The sequence below is a fragment of the Leptospira fainei serovar Hurstbridge str. BUT 6 genome (assembly GCF_000306235.2).
Lineage (GTDB): Bacteria > Spirochaetota > Leptospiria > Leptospirales > Leptospiraceae > Leptospira_B > Leptospira_B fainei.
In genome coordinates this window covers 133,148-157,414 of sequence record NZ_AKWZ02000004.1, presented here as the reverse complement: position 1 = coordinate 157,414, position 24,267 = coordinate 133,148, and the positions used below count along the sequence as shown (strand labels likewise).

Below are 24,267 nucleotides of genomic sequence, written 5' to 3'. Positions count from 1 at the left end.
TAATTGCAAGGGCTAAGGTATAGAACCGGAAATTTCCGTTGACTGGACTCCCTTCCAAGTTAGCTTCTTCAACGTTTTCCCTAAGGAGGGAATCGTGAATACGAAAAAAATCCTCCTCCTCATCGCGGCTATTTTAATTATTCTCGCGGCGGGGATTCTCCTTAAACCTTCACCCATAGAGCCGATCGCATATGATCCCCCTCCGGCTCCAGGAATGATCGGCTTGTTCGCCGAAAATCATCTTTTAAATTCCGCGGAATTGATCGCATTAGGCAAGATTCACGGTCCGGAGGATATAGAGGCAGATTCGGAGGGGAACGTTTATTCTGCCAGCGAAGACGGAAAAGTTTACTTCATTTCTAAAGATGGAGAAATGAAAGCTCATGCATCGACCGGGGGAAGACCTTTGGGGATGAAACTAATTTCTGACGGAACATTGTACGTAGCCGATGCGGTGAAAGGGCTTTTAAAGATCAATCCTAACGGTCGAGTCGAGGTGCTTTCGACCGAAGCGGAAGGAATTCCCTTTAAATTTACGGACGATTTGGATGTTGCGAAGGACGGGACCGTTTACTTCTCGGATGCAAGTTATAAATACGGTGCCCCCGAATATTTGTACGATTTGATGGAAGGAGTTCCTCACGGTCGCCTTTTGAAATACGATCCGAGAACTAAAAAGACGACGGTATTATTGAAGGAAATTTTCTTCGCAAACGGAGTCGCCCTTTCTAAGAACGAAGACTTCGTGGTGTTAAACGAAACATATAAATATAGAATCCATCGCTACTGGTTGAAAGGACCGAAAGCCGGCACTAGCGAGATATGGATAGAGAATCTTCCGGGATTTCCGGACAATATATCTTCGGACGGTAAGGGGACTTTTTATTTGGCTCTGTTTACGGTCAGAAATCCTATGATGGATAACCTACTTCATCCTCGCCCTTGGGCGAAAGTCGTAGTAGCGAAATTGCCTAAATTTCTATGGCCTAAACCGAAGCCGTACGGTTTCGCCGTTTTATTAAACGAAGATGCTCGCGTCTTAGCAAGTTTTCAAGAACCGAGCGGAAATCACCTTAAAGAAATCACTTCGGTGAAGAGAAAGGGGGATTATCTATATCTCGGTAGCCTTCATAACGATAGAATCGGAAAATTCGAACTCCCTCGGGAGTTTCGGTAAATAATAAATAAGGAAAATTGAACATATTATGGATTTAACAATCTCTAAGGATGTCGACGAAATAAGACAAAAGGCTAAAGCTTTTGTGGAAGAGGTGGCAATTCCCGCGGAAGATCATTACGACTACGATCACGGCAGAATGCCCGAAGCGCTAGTGCAAAAATTACGGGAAGAGGCAAAGAAGCGAGGATTATGGACGGCCCATTTACCGAAATCGGAAGGCGGCTTGGGGCTTGACCTGGTCGGGACTGCGTTGGTCTTCAGCGAATTAGGACGTTCTCCGATCGCCCCTTATTTATGTAATTGCGATGCTCCCGATGAAGGGAATATGCATCTTCTGCATTTAGCCGCAAATGAAGAACAAAAGAAAAAGTATTATTATCCTCTCGTAGAGGGAAAAATTCGGTCGGGCTTCGCGATGACCGAACCTCCTCCTGGCGCCGGTTCCGATCCTATGACTCTCACGACGAATGCGGTTAAAGAAGGAGATCATTATATTCTTAACGGTCACAAATGGTACTGCACCGGAGCCAACGGAGCGGCATTCCTGATCGTAATGGCAAAGGTAAATGATAGCTTTCGAAGAACTTCGATGTTCCTGGTTCCTACGGATGCGCCCGGTTACACTATGGTGCAGGAAATCGGCGTTCTCGGATCTCACGGCCCCGGCGGGCATTGCGAACTCAAGTTCGAGAACGTAAAAGTGCACGAATCGCAAGTACTCGGTAAAATTGCGGAAGGGTTTCGACTTTCACAGGAAAGATTGGGTCCAGCTCGTCTAACGCATTGTATGCGATGGATCGGATTATCAAGAAGGTCCTTGGAGATTGCCCGAAGCTATGCGATTAAGCGTGAATTATTCGGAGGTAAACTTTCCGAACAACAGGGAATTCAATGGATGTTCGCCGAGGCGGCATTGGAAATAGAATCCGGATTTTTATTAACCCTTAAAGCTGCCGATATTCTCCGAAAAGGAGGCGATGCTAGACAGGCTATCTCGTTTGCGAAATGGCAAGTGAGCGAAACATTGAATAAATGCGTGGATCGGGCTATTCAAATTTGCGGCTCTCATGGATTCAGCCGCTATTTGAAGTTGGAACTTTTTTATCGCGATGCGAGAGCGGCCAGAATCGCCGATGGGCCGACGGAAACTCATAAGATGGTTATCGGACGAAATTTAATGTCCGGAAAGGAAAGCTTTTAACAGTGAAGGATGCCGAATTAAAGGAAAGATTAGAATCGTATTTAGGTAACAGGCTGAAAGGGAAAGTGGAAATTGCGAATATGATTTCGCTTTCCGGAGGAGCATGTCAGGAAAATTTTTCCGCAGACATTACCGTTGCGGATGGGTCCGATAAGGGTCTTTATCAAACGGTTTATCGAACCGATAAAGGTGCAGCACTGTTAGCGTCCCTCTCTAGAATCGACGAATTTAAAGTGTGCAGAATGGCGTTCGAAGCGGGCGTTAAAACTCCCGAACCGTTTTGGCTTGAATCCGATTCGAGTATTACAGGGAATCCTTTTTACTTTATGAAAAGGATTCAAGGTAAGGCTACCGGCCGCTTTATCGTTAAGGATCCCAGCTTAAATAAAATTCGAAAGCAGCTGACTCAGGAGTTGGCCGAGAACTTAGCGAAAATACATTCCGTTACTCCGGAACAATGCAAGGATGCCGCTCTAAAAACGGTACTTGCATCGGGACACGATTTGAACGATAAGACGGTAGCCAAAAGCTCCGCTAAAAACCTGCGACTACAGTTGGATGGGATGAATGAGCCTTATCCCGCCATGGAAATGATTTTGAACTGGTTGGAAAAAAATCCCCTTCCTAGCGACAAGATCGTTTTGATTCACGGGGATTTTAGGACAGGAAATTTCATGGTAACTCCGGAGGGCTTGCAAGGAATCGTGGATTGGGAATTCGCTCACTGGGGAGATCGACACGAAGATCTTACTTGGCTTTGCATGCGGGACTGGCGGTTCGGAAAATTGAATAAGGAAGCGGGCGGATTCGCGGATAGGCGAGAGTTTTACGAAGCGTACGAGAAGGCGGCAGGCGTGACATTGGACCCTAAGAAAGTAACTTACTGGGAAGTGATGGGCAATTTGCGGTGGGCCATCGGATGCATCGGGCAAGCCGAACGTCATTTATCGGGTAAGGATAAAGGAATCGAACTTGCGGCCATTGGCAGAAGGGCCTGCGAGATGGAATACGAAGCTATGCGCCTTATCGAGGAATCCCTTTCATAGGACATTTTATGCAAGATAAACCTACTAGTACGGAATTATTAGAAGCTATCCAGGACTTTTTGATGAAGGAAGTTCTTCCGGAATTTCGCGATAAAGACTTACTCTCTTACAAAACATTAGTAAGTTGGAATATGTTAGGAGTGGTCTCCCGTGAAATTCGCTCGGGGGAAGAGCTGCTCGATAAGGAACTTTCTCGATTAGCTAAGCTTTTGAAAAAAGACGGAAAATTTCCGTCGACTCTGAACGAAAAAAAGAAACTAGCATCCGTCTGGAATTTCGAGTTGAGAGATATGATTCGAAAAGAAAAGAAAACGATCGATGATCGACCTTACTGGGATCATGTAAAGGAATCCGTGCGGGAAAAGGTGGAAGTAACCAATCCTCGTTTTACTACGGAAGCTTAGGAAATGTCGATAGTCCATGTGGTACGCCATGGCCAGGCGAATTCTCAAGGAGAAGATTACGACTTACTGACTCCCCACGGAAAGCGACAATCGTTTCAATTAGGAAAGTTTATGGCGGAAAGCGGCGATATTCCCGATCGAATCGTCACCGGAACTATGCGTCGCCATAAGGAAACCGCTGATTCTTTTTTGGAGGGCGTAATATCCGTCGTCGGGGAACATTCTCAATTCTCGGAGGGCTTGTTTCGACAAGTCGATGCGGGATGGAACGAATTTAGTCCCGAGCTCTGGGGTTCATATGCGAAGGTTATTTCTTCCAGGAATCCGGATTTTCTCCGATCGCTAACCCAATTTTCGAAAGTCCGGCTAAGGGGTGGAATTCGTTCTGCCGCTTTATTTTTTAAGCTAACCGAAGAGATCCTAAAAACATGGAGGGAAGGAGAAGAAACCCCTTCAGGTATCGAATCGTACCAGGCTTTTGAATCTAGAGTGCTTCGATCTTACGAAACTTGGTTTTCTCCTTCGGATAAGGAAAGGGTTTTCATTTTCACTTCGGGTACGCCTATTTCACTCGTTTTAAAACGAATTTTAAGGCAGGACGAGGATGGGTTTGCTTGGATGCCTTGGATTTGGAATACTTCGGTCAGTACGTTTCGATGGGTTCGAAGCAGGTATTTACCCGTTTCGATCAATAACGTACCTCATTTGCCGGAAAAGAATAATCGGACCCTTTTTTAAAAAATTGCAGTATCGGCAATTTCGTGTTTTGAAGCGATGATGAAGCGACTTTAGAACGAGTTAGAATATTAATTTTACAAGATATACTAACTCGTTCTTAGACGGGGCGATATGTTAGGAGGCGCGTAAGCTCATTAGTCTTTTGTACTGTTGGCTCAATACGTCTAAATTTTTTTCCAGTCTTTTTCTTTCGACTTCTTTGTCCGCTTGGTTCTCAAATTCCAATCCAAGATATAAATATCCTTTTTCGTCCTTATTCCACCATCGGATTGCTGCGGTAACAGGAAGCGGTTTTTGGCGTTTGAAAAGAATGTCCAATTCGAGCTTTTGTCTTTTCGGTAAGGTTTCGATCAATTTCTTTTCCTGAATTCTTACGCACATGCCGGTCCGTGAAATATCCATAATTTTGTACGAAGCCGTAGTTCGAAACGTATTCCAGCTTCTTATAATATCCACGATTTCTTCCGCGGAAGATCTTAGCTCTGATAAGTCTTCCTTTGCGATTTTATGATTTGAATTTTTAATCCAAATAGCTCCTAATGGAATCGATTCATTACGATGGTCTTTATAGATTATTGGAAGAATCAATTCGGATTTAATACCATCATCCTTATATTTCTGCATAATCACCGGAAGATGATTGTTCACTTCCCCTTCAAAATTCAGTATCGACGGATCCTTGTACTGGAAGCTTTCGATCTTAGAAGTGTCTTCGACGAAAAGGGTTTTCAAGGTCTTCTTAACGATTTCTAATTTAGGGTCTTGATTCTGTTTAAAAACTTCGACTTTTACGTGTTCGAATCTACCATTATGCAACCGCTCTTGGTATTTTGCGAAAATATCATTAACTATATTGGGAATTTTAAACTGCTTGGGATCCGAAAAGGATTTGTACGTTAGAATATTGCTAGCAAACCCGACTTCGATCGGTACCGGTATTCTCTCCGCCTTTCTGGCCGCGGTTGCGATACCTAAATCCTGCAGCTTAAAAAAGTAGTTATACTCTTCCGCTTCTTCAATGAAAACGCAATCCAACTGGATGTATTTTGAGAAAGCCTTGAAAAAGGATAGAGGGTCTCCTTTTGTAAGGCTTATGCCCGTGGGAATGTTTACGAGAATTTTGTCTTCATTCTCAAAACATGCCGTAATTACCGCCTCGAAAAAGAAAGGCGCCTTTTTGATATATAAGTTTTGATTTAAAAGGTAAGTGTTGATCGCTTGAAATCTTTGCTCACGACTCGGAAGAAGAATTAAATCTCGATTCTCAATCTGCTGGTGGTCCATTTTCTATAACTTCAGTAATAAATTTAAGGAACGATTCGTTTCGATTTTTACTTAAACTTAAAATAGGTAGACGGGATACAATTTCGAATTCAGACATCCGCAAATTTGATATTAAGCAAGAGTCGATTATCTTTTTTATTAAAAAATGAAAGCGACTGTAAGAAAATCGCAATCTTTTTCATGTGAATCGAATGCCGTTGCGCTTATCATTTCAGCCCGCTGAATTCTAAAATTTTTGACTGAACTTTCGGGTCGTTTAGTAACTCGGAGTGACCTAGTTCCGATTCGAAGAGTTCGTACGGTAACCCGTCGGGAGGCAATGCACTTTCAGCGGTAACTCTACCGTCTCCATTCACCCTTTTTGAAGCGTGAAAGTCCCAATTCCATCCTTGAGCGTCTTTAGAGCCCAGTAAAACGCGTAACGTAGGATGATTCGTGGCTCTAATCACGAGAGTGGGCGGATACTTTGTTCCCTTTTTGGGAGACAAAGAATTGCGAAACGATTTGGCTTTATCCAAACGGGTTTGGAATTCGCTTAGGTTAGGGAGAGGACTGCAAGATGCGGTTTTGCTATAAGCCCCCAATTCGTGTTCTTTCCAGAACCAGGCTTGGAAGAAGCGGGTCGGCAGCGATTCTCCATTCTTATTTTGTAAAACGTCCTTCGTATCAAACGAGGATTCGCGGGGAAAGAAAGTATACACGCTGATAAACGAAGATGCAACGCATGGACCCATAATTTTTCCGTTTAGTCCGGTGGATTGATCCAGCGATAAGTCTTCCATAAATCCGATTCCGGAACGAAAAGGCGCGCCTACAAATACCGCTTTGGAAATCAAATCCGGTCTACGGTTTAAAACGCTTAGTGTAAGAGTGCCTCCGTTACTATGTCCGATAACGATGGGCGATTTGCCCCCGCTACTTTCCTTGATTCGGGTTAGATAGAGTTCGAGTTGAGAAGACGTATCCCCGTTGTCTTTTCTCCAATCGTAAGGGAAAACATAAGGAATCCATTGCTTTTCGGAAATCATTCGATCCAGCCAAGGGGCGTAGACTTTTACGTCCAACAAGACCGGTATTGCTGTTACGGAACGTAAGACGTCGCCCGGTTTAATTTCATCGCTTTCGCGCAGAATAAGATCGGGCGAAGAGAAGGCGAGGGCTTGCGAGGGACTTAACCACACTTTTCCTTTCGAAGATATTAATTCCGAGCCTTTATATCCGGGTACGAAAACGATCGGAGTCGAATTAGGTAAAATAAGTTCGATCGGTTTTAAGAGCCTCGGGCCGCTGGGCGCTTTTTCTCCTCCCGAGCAGTTTGATAAAAGAAAAAGGAATGAAAGTAGGAGCGGTAAAACGCGTTTCGCATTTGCCATGAGGGTTAGACTCTCATTATGACAAAAGATTGTCGAATTGAAATTTAAAAAAGAAGCCGATCGACGTTCCCGATCTTCGGAAACGGAAAAATTAAGCTGGATACCGACCGAGTGAATGTTAGAGTAAGGTAGAAAGTTTTCAAGAACTCGGATCGGATTATTTACGTGGATCGGGAATTAGAGATATTTTACCGCGCAATTTTTGAACAATCGCCGACAGGTTTTGTTATCTTGAATCGTGAAGGTAAAATCGTCGATGTGAACGAAGCTACGCTTAATATTCTTAACGCGACGAGGACCGATCTATTAGGCGCATCTTTCTTAGGTTTAAAAGATAAGAATATGATCGCCATCCTGGAAAAATCGCTTTCCGGAGAAACTCAACAATACGAAGGACCGTATTTTACGACCGTCTCCAAAATGACGATCCAAATCGCCTTGAGAGCCGCTCCGATCTTTGACGATTTGAATCGCATAGACGGAGTCGTTTTGACTTTCGAAGATATTACAAAAAGAAAAAACACCGAGAAGAAGCTAGCAAGAAATCTAACAAAAAGAATAGAGATGCAAAAGTCTCTTAGGGAAAAAGAGCTAAAATTTAGGGCATTATTCGAGGCTGCGGGAGATGCAATCTTTCTAATGGACGAAAGACTCTTTCTGGAATGCAATCGCAAGACTGAAGAAATTTTCGGATGTGAAAAAGAGGATATTATCGGACACTCTCCCGTTGATTTTTCGCCGGAGTTTCAACCTGATGGAACTCTTTCCATGGAAAAGGCGGCTAACAAGATCAGTCTAGCCTTTGCCGGTAAACCCCAGACTTTCGAATGGCTGCATTGTAAGAAGGATAGAACGAATTTCGATGCGGAAGTGACTCTTAACTCCGTGACAGTCGGCGGTAAACGTTTATTGCAAGCTATTGTGAGGGATATATCCGAGAGAAAAAAATCCGAAGAGCAAATTAGGAAACTTAACGAGGAATTGGAAGTTAAGGTTTTACTTAGGACCGAACAATTGAATGCGAGTAATAAGTATCTCGAACGTACGAATTTAAACTTAAGATCCACCCTGTCGGAATTAAAATCGACTCAGGCGCAATTGGTCCAGTCGGAAAAAATGGCGGTCCTAGGACAATTGATTGCCGGCATCGCTCATGAAGTGAATACACCGTTAGGAGCGATCATATCTTCCAACGAAGGTATTCAGAGCGTCTTTCGAGAAGGATGGGAATCGTTTCTAGCGGAATATTCCCAATTCGACGAAATCGAAAAAAAACTTTGGAGAAGCTTATTTTCAAAAGGAAGCATACTGCCCGAATTTTACGATTCCTTGGAGGAAAGAAGAAAGCGTAAAGCGATACGCGATCGACTTAAAGCTTCGGGTTTTTCCAAAACCGATTCGTTATCGGACGATCTTGCTGAACTCGGTATTCATATCGAAGATCTACCGGACATCATTAAGGACGTTCCCAAGGAACGATTTCATTTCGTAGTGGCAAACGCGGTTCACTTGTCGGGTATTTTTCGACAAAGTAACGTTATTCGAGAGGCCGCATACAAGGCTTCGCAGGTGATTCGAGCGCTAAAGACGTACGTATACCAGGATCATGCCGGTGTCACGATGGTTAACGTTCCTGAGCAACTCGATCTGGTTCTTACATTGTATTATAATAAACTAAAGCATGGAGTGGAAATTGTTCGGAAATTTTACGAGCCTTCTATGGCTTACGGGCAAGCTGACCAACTAACGCAAGTCTGGGCTAATTTGATCAATAACGCTTTCCAAGCAATTTCTTATAAAGGTCGTCTGGAACTCGAAACTCAGAAGGAAGGCAATTATTTGAACGTATTAATTACCGATAACGGGCCGGGTATTCCACCGGAAATACAGGATAAAATCTTCGAACCTTTTTTTACCACTAAGGCCAAGGGGGAGGGAAGCGGTCTCGGACTCGATATCTGCAAGAAGATTGTGGAAAGCCATAGAGGCAAGATAGAAGTGGAGTCGAGGGTCGGCAAAACTACGTTTAAAGTCATATTACCGTCCCACCCTAAATGATGAATTTTTATGGACACTTTCTCGGAGACCGGTTCAATATTATGCGATTTAGAGGGTGATTCTTTGAAGAATATCATTATTAGAGTACTATTGTTCGGTTTTTTGGTTTGGCTGATTCCGTTCGTTATCGCTTTCGGATTTTACAGTCCTGACGGTAAATTGCAGACGGACATATTCCTATTTAAGACGGTGATGATTTTAGTCGGAAACGCGACGGGCTGTTATTTCTTATTTTTAATTTCGAAACGAGTTACTCTTCCCGCATTGAAACCGTTCTTAATCATCGGAGTCATTTGGTTATTGGAAAATTTAGGATTGGATATGTTAATTCTCGTTCCGATGTCCAAAATGAATTTACACGATTATTTTATTCAAATCGGACTTCGGTATTTCGTAATTCTCTTCGTTTCCACCGCGGTGGGAGCGGCAATCGACGCATCTAAACGGTAGAATTTCGTCTTCGGTTTATATGGCGTAATAAACGAAACGAAATTCAATAAAGCATCGGACCCAGAATTTATCCGAAGTAATTGAGTATCCGATGTGAAATCGTTTTTGCAGAAACGGAAATCACGTCGGATATGGATTTCGATCTAGGGAAGATCAAATTTATTTTTTGACCGGAATATTCTTGCCTTTGATGAAAGCAGGGCGTTCTCCTAATTTCTCCAACCAGTCCTTTATTTTCGGAAACTCGTCTATCGAAAGCTCGGCCCACGTATGCCCGTCAATCCAAGGCCAGGTTGCGATATCCGCGATGGATATTTCCTTACCGGCAAGAAATTCCGACTCGTGCAAACGGCGTTCCAATACCGAATACAACCGTTTGGTTTCATTTTGGTATCTTTGAATTGCAAACGGAATTTTTTCAGGCGCCGATCTTAGAAAAAAGTTTGCCTGGCCTTGCATCGGGCCGACCCCTCCCATTTGAAACATCAACCACTGTATGGCGACCGATCTTTCTTTCGAATTTTTGGACAGGAACTTCCCGGTTTTTTCGGCAAGATAAATAAGAATCGCTCCCGATTCAAAGACTACGAAATCATCGTTGTCCCGATCGACAATCGTAGGAATTCTTCCGTTTGGATTCATTTTTAAATACCATTCTTCCTTTTGTTCCAACTTGTTTAAGTCGATCGGATGAACTACATATGGAAGTCCTGTTTCTTCCAGCATTATGGAAATTTTTCGGCCATTCGGCGTGGAAGCCGTATATAAATCGATCAATGGTATTCTCCTTTATACTGCATTAGACTCGATAAAGGTCCGAAGCATTAGTAAAAGACGATTAGCCTTGTAGCTTTGCCTTCTCCTTTCGCAAGCGTTTCCGGATTTCCTTACCTCGTTTCTGGTTTTCCTCTAAAACTTTCGATATTGTTTCGACCGGAAACACCGTGCCTTGGAACATCCTAGCGAAGACTTTCTCCGGCATATCATACCAACGAGCTTTGGAAGAAAGAAGAAGTTCCCCGGTTTTCTTGAGATGAACTGTTCCTTTAGTGTATAATCTTCTTCTGCGAACCATCGTAACCCAACAACGGACTTCTATCTCGGCACCTAACGGGCACGCTTTCAGATACCGCATATACAATTGATCCGTCATTACGAAATGACCTAAATGAAAACAAAGGACTCCTTGGGCTTCGTCCATTAGTGTTGCGAGTGCCCCTCCGTGAGTATAACCGGGTGCGCCTTCGAATCCTTTTTCCATAACGAAACTAAATCGAACTTCGCCGGTCGGTTCGTGGAAAGGAAAACTCGCATGCAAACCCTTCGGATTTTCGGGACCGCAACCGAAGCAGTTTTTATGATGCCAGTCTTGACCGTTTTGGCTCGCTTTGATTTTTCGATAGAGTTGATCTTCTAACATGAAAGAGGGCTCCGTTTAGCGGAAATTGCGGATTGATACCATGGAAAAACGAGTCTAAGCATGGACAAGGAGTAAATCGATCCCGTTTAAATCATGCAACCTAACGAACAGTGATAAGTCTCGTTAAAACTAAGGATTGAAAATGTTGTCGGAACGGTTCCGACGCCAAACGATTTACGCACTCTTCTTTTTTTGCGCATGATATTCCCTTGACCTAGTGATTCGCTCTTCTATTCTACGTAGCGTCGTACTTGGAGTTTGAAATGAAAGCCGCAGTCTTAGAATCCGGAAAAAGATCCTTAGAGATCAAGGAAGTTATTGTTCCGATAATGGAACCTAGGTCCGTCAAAGTAAAAATTAAAGCATGCGGGATTTGCGGTTCGGATATACATTTGGTTCTACATGGGACGTTAAAGTGCAGCCATTATCCCCAAATTCCGGGACATGAAGCCTCGGGTGTCGTCGAAGAAATCGGGGAAAACGTCACTAAATTCAAAAAAGGTGATAGAGTTGTAATTGCCGCCGGTACGAGTTGCGGCGAATGCGTTCATTGTCTGAATGGCCGCGAGAATCTCTGTAAGAACCTGGGAGTTTTCGGCTTTGATCGGGCAGGAAGCTTTGCGGAATACAACGTCGTAGAAGAAAGATATCTCTATCATTTACCCGATGCTATTCCGTTCGAGCAGGGAGCGATTCTTGCCGACGCGGTCTCCACTCCGTATAATGCTATTAAATTTCGCGGTAATATCAAGGATGGAGAAACCGTTGCTATTTTCGGCTGCGGGGGATTGGGAATTCACGCAGTCGCGATTGCTCGCGCGCTTACTAGCGGGAATGTAATCGCGTTGGATGTGGACCGAGGTGCGCTCGACAATGCTCTTGCGTACGGAGCCAACGAGGCGATAAATTTACGCGAAGTCAAAAATGCAGGTAAGACCTTAAAGGAAATCACCAAAGGTGTGGATTTACTGGCTGATTTTTCAGGAAGGACTTCCAATATCCAGGAATCTCTTCGGGCGATGAATTCGGGCGGAAGAATGGTTTTAGTCGGAATCGGAAGAGAGCCGTTGACTTTCGCGATTCCATTTTCCATCATCGAAAAACAAATTACGATCGCGGGCTCCTACGGATCCGATCGTAGAGCGATTCCGGAATTAATCGATTTGTATATGAAGGGAAAACTGAACTTGACTAAGTCCATCACCGATGTTCGCAAGCTGGACGACATTAACGAGGGACTTCGTGATTTGGAAGACAGAAAAGGGAATCCGATACGCTTTATCATTTCTCCCTGATTTTACATTTTTCCCGAGGGAGTTTTTTCGACTTATACTGAAGAATTGTGTTTTCCCGGAAAGGTATCGATTGGGATCGTTACGTATTCAGAAAGGAAAACAGGATGAGAATTTTCCTAGAATTTAAGGATTACCTTTTTACGCTCCGAACATTTTGGATTCTTTGGGGAGCGAGAGCGGTTCTTTCCATTTACATAAGTTACACGTCGTTTATCATTTTTACTTCCCTTCTGAATGGAGAGGGAATCGATCACTCAAATTTCCTATTTTCATTGGCTCAGACCGTTCAATTATTCCTTTTAATCGGAGCTTTTTATTTGATTCGAAAGGATATGGATTCGGAAAGACCCGTAACCAAGAAAGATTTCTTTCTGTTTCTTCTGCGGCTATCGGGCCTCATACTGGCCTTAGTTCTATGCTTCGTTATTTTTTCTTTCGCATTGTCCGCATTTGGTATCGGCGCGAGTAAGGACTTTTCGGATCGGACGGCGGGAGAAAACGCAACGATTCAAGCGATTCGGTCTTTTTCGATCATGATCGTCGCGATTCCCGTTATTACTTTTCTATTTTCAGTGCAGATCGGCGCTTTGAAAGTTTTCCCCGGTTGGGAGAATTTACGCGACGCGATTGCCGATCGCGAATTTTTGTGCAGTTGGTTGCTTGTGTTGGTCGTCAGTTTGGGCTCGTATTTTTTATCCTTTGCTCTTGCAGGAATTCCGGATTCGTCCCAGTTGGAAACGGTCTATAAACATAGCCGAATTGCCGTTATAGTATATTCAATTCCGGTGCTATTTTACGAATTTCTATATGCGCTCCCCGTATTCGCTTATCTTCGCAACATCGATCGAAAGCGAGCGGAATCGAAATCATAACCGAGGCTTTTGTATAAATGCTTAAACAATATTTTCAGTACATCACGAACCTTCGAAAAATAAGAAACATCATAACTGTCCGATCGTTATTATTAATTTCATCAATGTATATTCAGCCGATGCTGCAAGGAGGGAATGCTCTTGCAGTATTAGCTCTTGCAGCGATTTTTGTCGGACTAATCGGAACTTACGCCGCGAACGGATATGAAATTCGTACGAACATGGAGTCGGATAAACCGACGACGTTAGGAAGCTATCTGAAGTTTTTTTTCCTGATGCTCGTATTTAGCGCAGTTGTCGTCCTCATCATTGATTTTGCAGTCAGCCCATTCGTTGGTCCGCAATTAAAGCCGTATTTGGAAAGTTATGTTAAGGATCCAAAAACTCCGTTACCTCCCGAACTTGAGAGATTATACATTCTGCTTCCATTTGCGATAGGCTTGGTTTTGTTTACTCTAGTCCCGGTGTTAATAGCTAAAATAAGCGTTGTTCAGGGAATTTTGACCTTCGGAAAATATTTGCGAAGAACGGATTATATCCAAGTCGCGTGGACATCCTACTTAGTATTTTTCGTTCCGTTCTTCGTATTGTATATTCTATCGTCTTTTCCTAATTTCCTATCGTCGTTTTTCGGGTTGCTTTTGGTCCTGATCGTCATCTTTCTCTCTCTAACATGGGACCTTATATTGCATTTTCCGGTTTTTTATATCGTAAAAAAAATCGATGCATCCACGGATACGAACCCGCTTTCGGACGGTCCGATAGAATCGGGATAAGCAAATTTTTAGGCCTTTAGAAAACTCATCGTTTCCCTTAAGTTTTTTGCTATATTCAATAAACTGGAAGCGTTGCCGGCAATTTCTTCGGAATTTGCCGCGCTACTTTGGATGGTGATCGAAATGTTCGAAACCGCATTTGCCGTTTCGATGATTGCGACCTTTTGTTCTTTCACTGAAATTCTTATTTCGGCGGATTTGGAATCAACCTGGTTGACTCCGTCACGGATAGTCTCCTTCTTTTCTTGCTGGGATTTCATTATCCCGACTATATTGTCCGAAGATTCTTTCACGAATTTCAACCCTTCCATGATTCCCACGTAAACTTTGGCGGAATTTTCCACGAACCCCTTTCCGGATTCTATCTCTTCGTTACTGGTTCTGATCAGTTCCTCGATCGTTTTCGTACTATCGTCGGTTTGTTCCGCTAAACGGGTAATCTCCGATGCCACAACCGCGAACCCCCTGCCATGGTCTCCGGCTCGAGCCGCCTCTATCGCCGCGTTCAAAGCCAATAGATTCACCTTTTCGGAAATTTCCTTGATGATCGCAGTTATCGATCTCATTTCCACGGAGCTGCTTTCGATTTTTCCCATGCTCGTCGATAAATTCCCCATCGTGTTTCGACCGGCTTCAACTTTAGAATACATTTCCGAAATTCTTGATAAGGATTCCCTCACTGCATCACCGACTCGGTTGATAAGCGAATCTAACTCTCTCATTTCTCCGGCAAAAGACGAGATGGAGGAATACTGTTCCTCTGCGTTCTTGGTAACCTGCTCCATACCCGCACTAATCTCTTCTACGGAGGCTGAAATTTCCTCTACCGAAGCGGATTCCGATTGCGCATTTTCCGATAAATAATTGCTGGCCTTGGAAAGCTCCTCGGAAGAAATTAAGATCGATTCGGAAAAGGAAAAAATGGTGGAAAGCATTGTTTTGACTTTTTCCTGAAATTCCCGAAAGGCGATTAAAAGTAGATGCAATTCGTCTTTGTTTCTTTCATCGTCTTCCACGACGATCGGCTGACTAAAATCGGCGTTTTTGATGGAAGTCGTTATTAACGTGAGTCCCCGCACTAGACGAATAGAAAAGGTAATTGAAGAAATTAGAATATATGCGATCGTGCCGATCGAAATCGTCAGGAATACCGCTAAACTATATTCGTATTCTCGTTCAGCCTCGGCGTATATTCTTTCGGTGATTTCAAGCTGGACTCTGATTAACTTATCGATCTTTTCCGTTACGGGATCGATTTTAGGATATAACTTTCGATCGGCAAATTCATCCAGCGCTTGCTTATTTTCCGAAACAAAAATAATTCTCGCCTCGTCTGTCGCTTGGTTGGCTTCCAAGAATAACGGCTTTAGTTCGTTTATGATCGTGGTTTCCTCGGGGACTAAGCTAGTGGCTAAATATGCGGCCCACACTTCGGCGATTTCCTTTTTGGCTAAATCCAAATTATCGACTCCCTTTCGATAACTAACGGCTCCGCTTCGAACCTTATGTACACAGTCCACGATGGAAATCGCATAGTGATCGGAGATCGTCTTTAATTGTTTTAAAGGAACGAGTCGATCATTGTGGATCGTTTCGATATCTCTGATTCGCGAGGAAGAGTTTATTAGAGATAGTGTTAAGATTACGATGATCGGTAAGAGAAGAGATGAGAATAAAAGTGTAAGTTTGATTTTTAAACCTAAATGTGAATACCAAGTCATTTTAAAAAACCCTCTTAGCTGAAATTTCGAAATATTCGTTCATTGAATACGGGACGAGTAGAACATATTATAGTGGCCCTCACTTCCCGCCAGAAATTTTTAGTAGGAACTCAATTTATCTTCATGTCCCTTATTGATTGTTTAAGCGAAGTTGTATAGAAACAATATAAAGTTTTCTCTTTTAGAAATTAACTATTCGCTGGATGTTTTCTAAACCGATGCGTTAGTAAGCTGAGACGGATTAATGTACGGATTGAAAATTTAAATTTTTACCGTAGCCGCAAATTTAAGTGGATGCTTACCTCCGTTTTAGTTTTCTTTCAGAATTGGAGTATTGTAGCGATCGCTATACACTTGACATTCGTGAGTCCGTACATAAAGTTAGGGAAGCGGCTTTTGTTCTATTTGGAACAATTGTTTTATAAAAAGGGGAACGGGATGATGCTTTTTTCAGCCAAATTAAACAGGAACGATAAGCGGAACAAAGCATATCGTTATTACTTACTTCTGTTTCTTCTTCTAATTACGGGGTCGTTATCGGCCACTTTTTCTTTGCGGGAAATTCCGGACACTATAGGTCCGGATGGAAGGAATATTTCTCGGCAATTTTTTCAATTTTTAAAAATAGCGGCCCTTAAGAACAAATACGACGGTAGGGCAGTTGAATTTCACAAATACCTCGATAGATCTTTGGAAAGGTTCGAATTAAAGAACTTATATAATTCGGAATTCATGCAAAAGGATAACGGAACTCATTTCGTAACCTATAAAGGAAAATTCGCTCAAGACGGTTATCGAGTTAGCTTGGAACCGATCCGGATGAAAGAGGTACCGATTGCTCAATTCGGCGATTTCTCCGCGGAATTCGCAATGAAACACAATTCAAGTCCTAACTACGGAGGCAACTCCTATTCGGGAAATTTGGATATTCTAACTCATCTCGGTCCGTTTACGCATAAGCACGGGATCAATGCGATGGATTCCGGATTAAAGTTTTTGGACGCGCATAATTTAGGTTCGATCAATGCGCCAGCCACAGGTTTCTTTCGGAAAATAAAGGATCCCGAGGCTAGAAAGGTCTTGGACGATTTTGCGGCTTCTTTCCCGGCGCTTGCAAAATTTATGAATTACTATTTCGGTTTAAATTCGCTCGTCAAAGTAGGCAAGGAAGGAAAAGTCCAAGGGATAACTGAATTCTCCTTTGACGGGAATGTCGAACAAACGCTTACGCATGATTTCACGGATTTGGGCGATTATTTGGACGATATTAAATATTTGGGATGGATCAGGGCAAAGCTTACCAACCTGCAAGGGAAAACTCTATTCGAATTTGCCATAGAATCCAAAAAGGCCGAAATGAAATTACGCTTCTTCACCAAGGATGGAAAAGTTGTCCCATTCGACGGCAAAGGTAATTTTTATCCTCAGGATTCGTTCTCCTTGGCTTCACTTACCGAATTTCCGTTTCTTGTCAAGGCCGCGCTCGAGGCGAATTTATACGGACTTTTATTAGAGAATGATGATATTCAACTTTTGGGACGATTCTCTAATACGGCGAATTCGGGCGTTCTGAATCTGAAACTGACCAAGATCGAAAAATTCGAAGTTAGCGGCGCATTTGCCTATTTAGCACCGAGCTGGGCGATCAATCTTTTCATCCCGGGAAACTTGCAATCCATCATCCATGAATTTACCGAAACGTTGGTGAAAGCTAACGGCGGGAAAGGTTCGTATTTTGTACTCAGATGGGATCGGGAAAATTCCCGAACATTAATGAGAACTCATATCGAAAGCGAATTTCTGGATAATTTCTTTATTCGCTTCGGGCTGAAGATTTGGAACCATAAAGTTCTCCCTGATGAAGATGCTCGCGATGATATCCGGAAGGTTTTCGGAAAAATAATGGACTTAGTCATTCAGTCCATCTGAAACTTCGGAAGTCCCGACAAAGAATGTCTTCCTTTTCGAAGTCCATCGTTGGATTGGAAAATACGAATTGAATGGATAGGAAACATCTCTCGCTTGAACGCGAGAGATGCGGTTCTTTTCCTCTCCTTTATAATCCTAATCCTGCAAAACCGCCGCAAGCAGTGTATAAGCTCCGTGACGCGGCATAGGATTGATCCGAAGTTGCCTGCCCAAGATTTCGATTAACGGTATTATTAACCAAATTTGTGGAAACGCAGGAGCCGCTATTATCGCTGCATTCCACATTTCCTGGTATCGATCCCGTCGCAAAATTGGTAAGCCATGTAGTAAAGTCGTTGCCTCCGCTTGAAAGCGTGAACATGGTATCGGACGTGGTGATCGTGTGAACATCGCCCGGACCCAAATAGTAGCGATAATTCGTTCTCGCAGCGGCGACCGCTTTCATCTTTGAGATTGCCTGTTTAGACCAATCGCAGGTCGTAAAGTCGGCAGAACTCGTCGAAGTTCCGTCCGAGAGAGAAGTTCCGTCGCTATCTCCGAAAATTGTCGAGTAGGTTCGACCGAAATCGTAAGGATCCGAGGTTGCGGAATCTGAATACGTAAGCGCTGCTCCGACTCCATTGATTCGATTGATCTGCCCCATTACATTATAAAAGAAACGCTGGTTCGAGTCGAAGATGGCTGCATACTGCGCTAGTCTATCTCCGCTATAAAAAGCGGCGACTTTCGTGAAGAAATCGTTCATCGATGCGTTGTTTGCCGCATTCGAAGTATAATCGGCTGCAATTCCCGTCACCCAAGTAGGTAAATTCTGAGCCGCCTCCACTCCCCACTTGGAGGCTAGTTTTGGAAAGAAGGCCCCCGGTGTTCCCGATGCCGGTACGATTCCGTTAGAAGCGTCGGAAAGCATACTTACTTGTGCGCCGGCGTTGATTCCCTTGATCGTCTCCCGAACAACAGGATAATTTAATATAGCGCCGTAACCACCCGCACTTTGCCCCGTTACAAAGACTGTTTGCACGTTTGTATAATTTTGCTGGATGTACTTCAACACGGAAAGTACATTGTCGTACCCGTAATGACTAATCGTGACATTCGTGCCGGTTAACGGATTCACGTAAACCGTGTTCGCGTGACCGATATGCAAGTCTCCGGTGCAATACGGAATAAAGACAACATCGTAATTTTTAAACGGATTGGCTGGAGCGGTTTCGTTCATGATTCCGCGGAACGCGAACTTTACGAATAGGTCGGGGACTGCATTCAACTGATTGAAATAAGTGGTCGTATTATTTCCAAAACAATTAGATCCGTCCCAACAAGCTCCTCCGCCCATGAAATTGATTAAGAGTTTCGTATTATTATCCACGATTTTTTTACGAAAGAAATCGAAGGTCGTATTTCCTGTCACTCCCGTGCAGGAAGGACTATACGCCCGGTTGGTGTAACTTGCGCCTGTGATCGTGATTGTTCCGGACGTTGGGGTGATTTTTTCGTACGGATTATAGAGCGCCACAGCTAAAGCGAGTTCGACGATTTCTTTGTTATTATCGTTTTTCGTCTTACAACTTGCCGCCGTTATAAAGATTGCCAATGCCCCGATGATGATTCTATCTATTTTCATGAGAAGGAACTCTTCCTATTCGTATCTGATTATCTTTTTTTGGGATTCGATTTTAGACTTTCTATTTATTCGCTTTGCATGAGAAAGTTATTTATGTTCTTCCAAGAGTGTAGAAAAGGAATATAGAAAAGTCAATCCCGTTCATTAAGACCGGTTCGAATAAATAGCGGTCGTTATAAAAAAACGATTCCGGGATCGATCACATTTTCAGAATTATTTTTCCCCTCGTATGCAATTGAGAAATTCTTTCTTGCGCCAAACGGGCATTCTCCAGCGAAAAGATTTCACTGATATGAACTTTGAGCCTTCCTAAATCTGCCCATCTGGCAAGTTCGGATAATTGTTTTGAATTGGGTTCTACGAAAACATAGGAAGTTTGGAAGTTACCGTTGGAAGGGAAATCGTTAACGATGATGGAAATAATATTTCCTCCAGGCTTAACGCAAGCTAAACCTTGAGTAAATGTCTCGCCTCCTACAAAGTCTAAAACTAGGTCTGCCCCGTCTGGAAACGCCTCTATGAATGCACTCCGAACATCTCCCGTCGAGTAATCGATAAACTCGTCCGCACCGAGAGAACGCAGATATTGTTCGTTTCTTCCGCTCGCTACAGCTACGACTTTGGCGCCGGTGTTTTTTGCGAGCTGTATGGCGAAGGAACCTACTCCTCCGCTCGCTCCTAAAATCAAAACTAAGTCGTTCGCAGAACAATCGGCTGCTTGAAACAAACATTGGAAGGCGGTCATTCCCGCTAATGGAACTCCCGCAGCTTCTTCGTGAGTTAATGAATGCGGTTTACCGGCCAGATAAGTTTCAGGAAGACAGATCAACTCCGCATACGATCCCATTTGAATCCAGGGTCTTCTGCAGAAAGAGAATACCTCTTCCCCAATTTCGAATTTTCTGGCCGAATAGCCTCTGCCGATCACGATTCCCGAAAACTCCCATCCAGGAATGATCGGAAGAGTATTGGGCATACGCGATTGAAATCTTCCTTCGCGAATCTTCCAATCGGAAGGATTAACTCCGGAAGCTATAATCTTAACTAATACTTCGCCTTCCGCCGGAACCGGATCCGGGAGGTCCAAATAATCAAGAACTTCCGGTCCGCCAAAATTCCGAAATTGGATTGCTTTCATGCTATTTTCTTAGACTAAAAGAATGGTTTAAGAATCTTGCACTCTACGAGATTCTGGACAAGGCGGGAACGAACGAACCGTCGTACCGCATGAAAAAGGAGATAACTTGGAACCGATCGACGAATTGAATGAATTGGAAAGCCATATTGTTCCGGTAGACGCAATTTTACCTCCGGAACTTTTTCTTATTCCGATTAAATCCCGTCCAGTCTTTCCCGGAATTATCACGCCCTTGATCGTTCCGGGCGGAAAGTTCAGTAAAGCCGTCGAAAATTCTCTTCGTGGGAACTCCTTCATAGGACTGGTTCTGTTGATCGATGAGGAACACGAAAAGAACACGGAGGAGAATATTTATTCCTACGGTGTCGTCGCTAAAATTCTGAAAAAAGTGAACCTTCCGGACGATGCCATCAATATTCTAATCAATACGGTAAGAAGATTTAAAGTAGAATCCTTCGTTTCTGCCGAACCGCTTCTAGTCGCGAAGGTTTCCTATCCCGAAGAGGACCCGGGGGCCCCGAAAAATACGATCAAGGCGATGATGAGAACCCTTCTCGTAATGACCCGAGAATTGGCTCAGAATAATCCCCTTTTTACGGAAGAGATGAAGCTTACGATGCTGAATGTCAACGAGCCCGGAAAAATGGCCGATTTCGTATGCAGCATTTTGAATATAGAAAAAGCGGATTATCAATCCGTAATTGAAGCGATCAATCTGAAGGATCGGATTGAGAAAGTGCTTTTGTTTTTAAGAAAAGAAATCGAACTCGTCGGTTTACAACGGGAAATCCAGGAAAATATTCAGGATAAAATCGATAAACAGCAGAGGCAATTCTTCCTGAGAGAGCAGCTAAAGGCGATCCAAACCGAATTAGGTCTTAAGGAAGATAAATACGAGAAGAAATACGAGAAATTTCTGGAAAGATTAAAAGCGGTTCCGGCGGACCCGGAAGTGATCGAGGAAGTCGAACGGGAAATGGAGAAGTTTCTATACACCGATCAGAACACCGCAGATTATAACGTAATTAGAAATTATTTGGACATTTTGGAGAGTCTTCCTTGGGAGCCGGCTCCTACACGCGAGATAGATCTTGAAAAAGCCCGCAAAACGCTGGATAAAGATCATTATAAATTGGACGACGTTAAGGAGCGTATATTAGAATTTCTTGCAGTAAAAAAATTGAAACCGACCGAGAAAGGATCCATTCTTCTATTCGTCGGTCCGCCGGGCGTCGGTAAAACATCCATCGCAAAATCGATTGCCGAAGCGATGGGTCGCAAATTTTTTCGATTCTCAGTCGGTGGAATGAGAGACGAAGCGGAAATTAAAGGACATCGGAGAACCTATATCGGGTCGATGCCGGGTAAGATAATCACGGCTCTTCGGATCACAAAGGAAAAAGATTCCGTTATTCTTTTGGATGAAATCGATAAACTTGGAGTGGGTATGCAAGGGGATCCTGCTTCCGCATTATTGGAAGTATTGGATCCGGAGCAGAACAAAACCTTCCGTGATCATTATCTGGATCTTCCTTTCGATCTTTCCTCGGTCTTTTTCATAGCGACGGCTAATACGCTGGATAGTATTAGCCGGATTCTTTTGGATCGGATGGAAGTCATCAACCTCTCGGGTTATATCACTGACGAAAAGGTGCAGATCTTTTCAAGGCATCTTTGGAAGAAGGTATTGGAGAAGAACGGACTCGAACCGTACGGTATCCAAATGGATAAAAACGCTGTCGTGACGATGATCGATCACTATTCTCGGGAGTCCGGAGTGCGAGGATTGGAAAAGCAAACGGATAAACTTGCCCGAAAGATCGCTTTGCAGATCGTAAAAGGTCAAAAATATCCTAAGACGATTCATTCTACGGATATCGAATCCTTATTAGGGGTTCCCAAATATGTCGATGATCGGATGACCAAACCTACCGTTCCAGGTACCGCATTGGGGCTTGCTTGGACGTCGGTTGGAGGTGCGACATTATTAATAGAAGCCGTATTTGTCAAAGGCAAGGGCGGTATTATGCTAACGGGAATGATCGGAAAATCGATGGAGGAATCTTCCAATATCGCTTTAAGTTTTATTAAGAATTTCTTAGGTTCTGAAGATCTTTTTACGGATAAAACGATTCACTTGCACGTTCCAGACGGAGCCACCCCCAAGGACGGCCCAAGCGCCGGCATCACGATGGCTACCGCTATCCTATCTCTTGCGATAGGAAAGAGGATTAAACTGGGATTCGGTATGACGGGAGAACTTACGTTAACCGGAGAAGTTTTAGCGATCGGCGGGCTACGGGAAAAAATCGTAGCTGCAAAGAGAGTCGGAGTCCATCGGATTATTTTTCCCAAAGACAATCAACCGCAATTGGATGAAATCCCGGATTATGTGAAGAAAGGAATGGAGTTCTTTCCGGTTACAAAATTCGAAGACGTCGAAAAGTTAGTGTTTGATCCGAAAGTTTTGGCTCCTTACATGAACTCAAAAACGGTCGCCGCAAAGAAAACGATAAAAAGTAAGTCGGTACCTGTTAAGAAGCGAAACCGTAAGTAATGCCGTCTCAAAAGAATTGCTTTTTCCGCTATGGATCAAAAGCTGTTCGAAGGAGATCACATGGGCGTACCATTTATCGACATAAAGCGTTTTGAGACGGGTCTTCTGGACTCTTGGGAAGAAAAAGTCAAGACTCTCAGTAAGAACGCTTCTTTTATCGGCGGGGATGAAGTCTCGACCTTGGAAAAAAATTTAGCCGCAGTAACCGGGACAAAATTTTCCGTCGCATGCGCGAATGGAACTGACGCTTTGCAGTTGGCTTTGCGCGCGCTTGGAGTCGGAAAGGGAGATACTGTCCTCATTCCTGATTCTACGTTTTGGGCAACGTTCGAAGCAGTCGTCAATGTGGGTGCGAATCCTGCGACCGTTGATACGAATTCGGTCGACCTTCAAATGGATTTTGAAGAATTCGAAAAAGCTTTGGAAGAAGTAAAACCGAAGGCTGCCATTATCGTTCATCTTTACGGTTGGGGGAGCTCTCATCTGGAGGATTTCCGGACGCTTTGCAAGTCTAAAGGAATTCCCCTATTGGAAGACGGAGCCCAATGCTTCGGCGTTAAATACAAAGGAGAACCGATATACAAAGATGCCCTAATTAGTACGACATCTTTTTATCCCGCAAAAGTCTTGGGCGGCGCGGGCGACGGTGGAGCCGTCTTCACGAATAACGAAGAACTCGCCGCGAAAGTGCGTATGTTGGCAAATCACGGAAGGACATCCCACTACGGTTATGGTGACGTGGGCTGGAATTCGCGTATGGATACTTTGCAGGCTGGTTTTCTGAACTTGAACTTACCTTTCTTGGACGCCCGAATCGCATCTAGAAGAAAGGCTGTGGAAAAATATTACGAGGTTTTACCAGCATTGGGCGTAAACGTCATACATCCTCCGAAAGACTTTTTTGAAAACGGTTATTGTAATGTGACTTTGTTCGATCCGTCGGAACGACCGAAAATTCAAGAGGTCCTAAAAGCAAAAGGAATCGGCTTCGGAAATATTTATCCGGGCGCAATGAGCGACCAGGAAGGCGCTAAGCCGTACATCAAAGGTAGATTCGGAAAAGAACATAGAACGGGGCGAATCTGCTCTTCCGTTCTGAATTTCCCTCTATTCCCGTATATGACGGATGCGGAACTCGAGGAAGTTTTTTCTGTGATACGGGAATATAAAAAATAGATAGATTCGATTTCGATATAGATCG

At 43.6% G+C, this 24,267-nt stretch carries 20 protein-coding genes; 13 read left to right on the top strand and 7 right to left on the bottom strand.

Translation table 11 applies throughout. The annotated features are described in order from the left end of the window. Nucleotides 1–94: 94 nt before the first annotated feature. The 5 genes from LEP1GSC058_RS06890 to LEP1GSC058_RS06870 are packed head-to-tail and all read left to right on the top strand — an operon-like array spanning nucleotide 95 to nucleotide 4,569. The gene (locus LEP1GSC058_RS06890) at nucleotides 95–1,177 is read left to right on the top strand and encodes an SMP-30/gluconolactonase/LRE family protein (RefSeq protein ID WP_016548796.1); all 1,083 of its coding nucleotides are present in this window, start codon (nucleotides 95–97) and stop codon (nucleotides 1,175–1,177) included. A gap of 28 nt (nucleotides 1,178–1,205) precedes the next feature. Beyond that, nucleotides 1,206–2,381, top strand: coding sequence for an acyl-CoA dehydrogenase family protein (locus LEP1GSC058_RS06885; RefSeq protein ID WP_016548828.1), 1,176 nt, complete (start codon nucleotides 1,206–1,208; stop codon nucleotides 2,379–2,381). A gap of 2 nt (nucleotides 2,382–2,383) precedes the next feature. Next, nucleotides 2,384–3,427 (top strand): phosphotransferase family protein, encoded by a 1,044-nt coding sequence (locus tag LEP1GSC058_RS06880; RefSeq protein WP_016548773.1) that lies wholly within the window; start codon nucleotides 2,384–2,386, stop codon nucleotides 3,425–3,427. A gap of 8 nt (nucleotides 3,428–3,435) precedes the next feature. After that, nucleotides 3,436–3,831, top strand: a complete 396-nt coding sequence (locus LEP1GSC058_RS06875) for a DUF6285 domain-containing protein (RefSeq protein ID WP_016548898.1) — start codon at nucleotides 3,436–3,438, stop codon at nucleotides 3,829–3,831. Nucleotides 3,832–3,834: 3 nt separating this feature from the next. After that, a complete protein-coding gene (locus LEP1GSC058_RS06870) occupies nucleotides 3,835–4,569 on the top strand; it encodes a histidine phosphatase family protein (protein ID WP_016548842.1) in 735 nt (244 codons plus the stop codon). Nucleotides 4,570–4,683: 114 nt separating this feature from the next. On the opposite strand, the gene LEP1GSC058_RS06865 is transcribed toward LEP1GSC058_RS06870, so the two are convergent. Together LEP1GSC058_RS06865 and LEP1GSC058_RS06860 are read right to left on the bottom strand one after the other, a co-directional pair. Then, nucleotides 4,684–5,853 (bottom strand): PilZ domain-containing protein, encoded by a 1,170-nt coding sequence (locus tag LEP1GSC058_RS06865; RefSeq protein ID WP_016548749.1) that lies wholly within the window; start codon nucleotides 5,851–5,853, stop codon nucleotides 4,684–4,686. 206 nt (nucleotides 5,854–6,059) lie between these two features. Then, nucleotides 6,060–7,226, bottom strand: a complete 1,167-nt coding sequence (locus LEP1GSC058_RS06860; protein ID WP_016548819.1) for a lecithin--cholesterol acyltransferase — start codon at nucleotides 7,224–7,226, stop codon at nucleotides 6,060–6,062. Nucleotides 7,227–7,391: 165 nt separating this feature from the next. Between LEP1GSC058_RS06860 and LEP1GSC058_RS06855 the strand changes: the two genes are divergently transcribed. Beyond that, a complete protein-coding gene (locus LEP1GSC058_RS06855; RefSeq protein ID WP_016548893.1) occupies nucleotides 7,392–9,284 on the top strand; it encodes a PAS domain-containing sensor histidine kinase in 1,893 nt (630 codons plus the stop codon). Nucleotides 9,285–9,347: 63 nt separating this feature from the next. Next, nucleotides 9,348–9,734: a hypothetical protein gene (locus LEP1GSC058_RS06850; protein WP_016548825.1), complete on the top strand. Its 387-nt coding sequence runs from the start codon at nucleotides 9,348–9,350 to the stop codon at nucleotides 9,732–9,734. Between the two features lie 159 nt (nucleotides 9,735–9,893). On the opposite strand, the gene LEP1GSC058_RS06845 is transcribed toward LEP1GSC058_RS06850, so the two are convergent. Further along, nucleotides 9,894–10,511, bottom strand: a complete 618-nt coding sequence (locus tag LEP1GSC058_RS06845; RefSeq protein ID WP_016548760.1) for a glutathione S-transferase family protein — start codon at nucleotides 10,509–10,511, stop codon at nucleotides 9,894–9,896. Between the two features lie 61 nt (nucleotides 10,512–10,572). Then, complete coding sequence (locus tag LEP1GSC058_RS06840) at nucleotides 10,573–11,154, bottom strand: PaaI family thioesterase (protein WP_016548801.1); 582 nt, start codon at nucleotides 11,152–11,154, stop codon at nucleotides 10,573–10,575. 263 nt (nucleotides 11,155–11,417) lie between these two features. Here LEP1GSC058_RS06840 and LEP1GSC058_RS06835 point away from each other — a divergent pair, with 263 nt between their 5' ends. From LEP1GSC058_RS06835 to LEP1GSC058_RS06825, 3 genes are all read left to right on the top strand, one after another. Continuing rightward, complete coding sequence (locus LEP1GSC058_RS06835) at nucleotides 11,418–12,449, top strand: zinc-binding dehydrogenase (RefSeq protein WP_016548867.1); 1,032 nt, start codon at nucleotides 11,418–11,420, stop codon at nucleotides 12,447–12,449. A gap of 104 nt (nucleotides 12,450–12,553) precedes the next feature. After that, nucleotides 12,554–13,321, top strand: coding sequence for a hypothetical protein (locus LEP1GSC058_RS06830; protein ID WP_016548815.1), 768 nt, complete (start codon nucleotides 12,554–12,556; stop codon nucleotides 13,319–13,321). Between the two features lie 104 nt (nucleotides 13,322–13,425). After that, nucleotides 13,426–14,097 (top strand): hypothetical protein, encoded by a 672-nt coding sequence (locus LEP1GSC058_RS06825; RefSeq protein WP_232224633.1) that lies wholly within the window; start codon nucleotides 13,426–13,428, stop codon nucleotides 14,095–14,097. Nucleotides 14,098–14,105: 8 nt separating this feature from the next. Here the strand turns inward: LEP1GSC058_RS06825 and LEP1GSC058_RS06820 are convergent, their stop codons facing one another. Next, the gene (locus tag LEP1GSC058_RS06820) at nucleotides 14,106–15,818 is read right to left on the bottom strand and encodes a methyl-accepting chemotaxis protein (RefSeq protein WP_016548791.1); all 1,713 of its coding nucleotides are present in this window, start codon (nucleotides 15,816–15,818) and stop codon (nucleotides 14,106–14,108) included. 438 nt (nucleotides 15,819–16,256) lie between these two features. On the opposite strand from LEP1GSC058_RS06820, the gene LEP1GSC058_RS06815 reads away from it, so the two are divergent. Further along, nucleotides 16,257–17,747, top strand: a complete 1,491-nt coding sequence (locus LEP1GSC058_RS06815; protein ID WP_039948149.1) for a hypothetical protein — start codon at nucleotides 16,257–16,259, stop codon at nucleotides 17,745–17,747. Between the two features lie 127 nt (nucleotides 17,748–17,874). On the opposite strand, the gene LEP1GSC058_RS06810 is transcribed toward LEP1GSC058_RS06815, so the two are convergent. Beyond that, nucleotides 17,875–19,371, bottom strand: coding sequence for a pectin acetylesterase-family hydrolase (locus tag LEP1GSC058_RS06810; RefSeq protein WP_016548787.1), 1,497 nt, complete (start codon nucleotides 19,369–19,371; stop codon nucleotides 17,875–17,877). 199 nt (nucleotides 19,372–19,570) lie between these two features. Next, on the bottom strand, nucleotides 19,571–20,509 hold the full coding sequence (locus LEP1GSC058_RS06805; protein WP_016548777.1) for an NADP-dependent oxidoreductase: 939 nt from the start codon (nucleotides 20,507–20,509) through the stop codon (nucleotides 19,571–19,573). A 106-nt stretch (nucleotides 20,510–20,615) separates the two neighbouring features. On the opposite strand from LEP1GSC058_RS06805, the gene lon reads away from it, so the two are divergent. Both lon and LEP1GSC058_RS06795 read left to right on the top strand, forming a co-directional pair. Next, nucleotides 20,616–23,066, top strand: coding sequence for an endopeptidase La (gene lon, locus LEP1GSC058_RS06800; protein ID WP_016548768.1), 2,451 nt, complete (start codon nucleotides 20,616–20,618; stop codon nucleotides 23,064–23,066). A gap of 60 nt (nucleotides 23,067–23,126) precedes the next feature. Further along, nucleotides 23,127–24,242 carry a DegT/DnrJ/EryC1/StrS aminotransferase family protein gene (locus LEP1GSC058_RS06795; RefSeq protein ID WP_016548888.1) on the top strand — a complete coding sequence of 372 codons (1,116 nt, stop codon included), beginning with the start codon at nucleotides 23,127–23,129 and terminating at the stop codon, nucleotides 24,240–24,242. Nucleotides 24,243–24,267 lie beyond the last annotated feature (25 nt).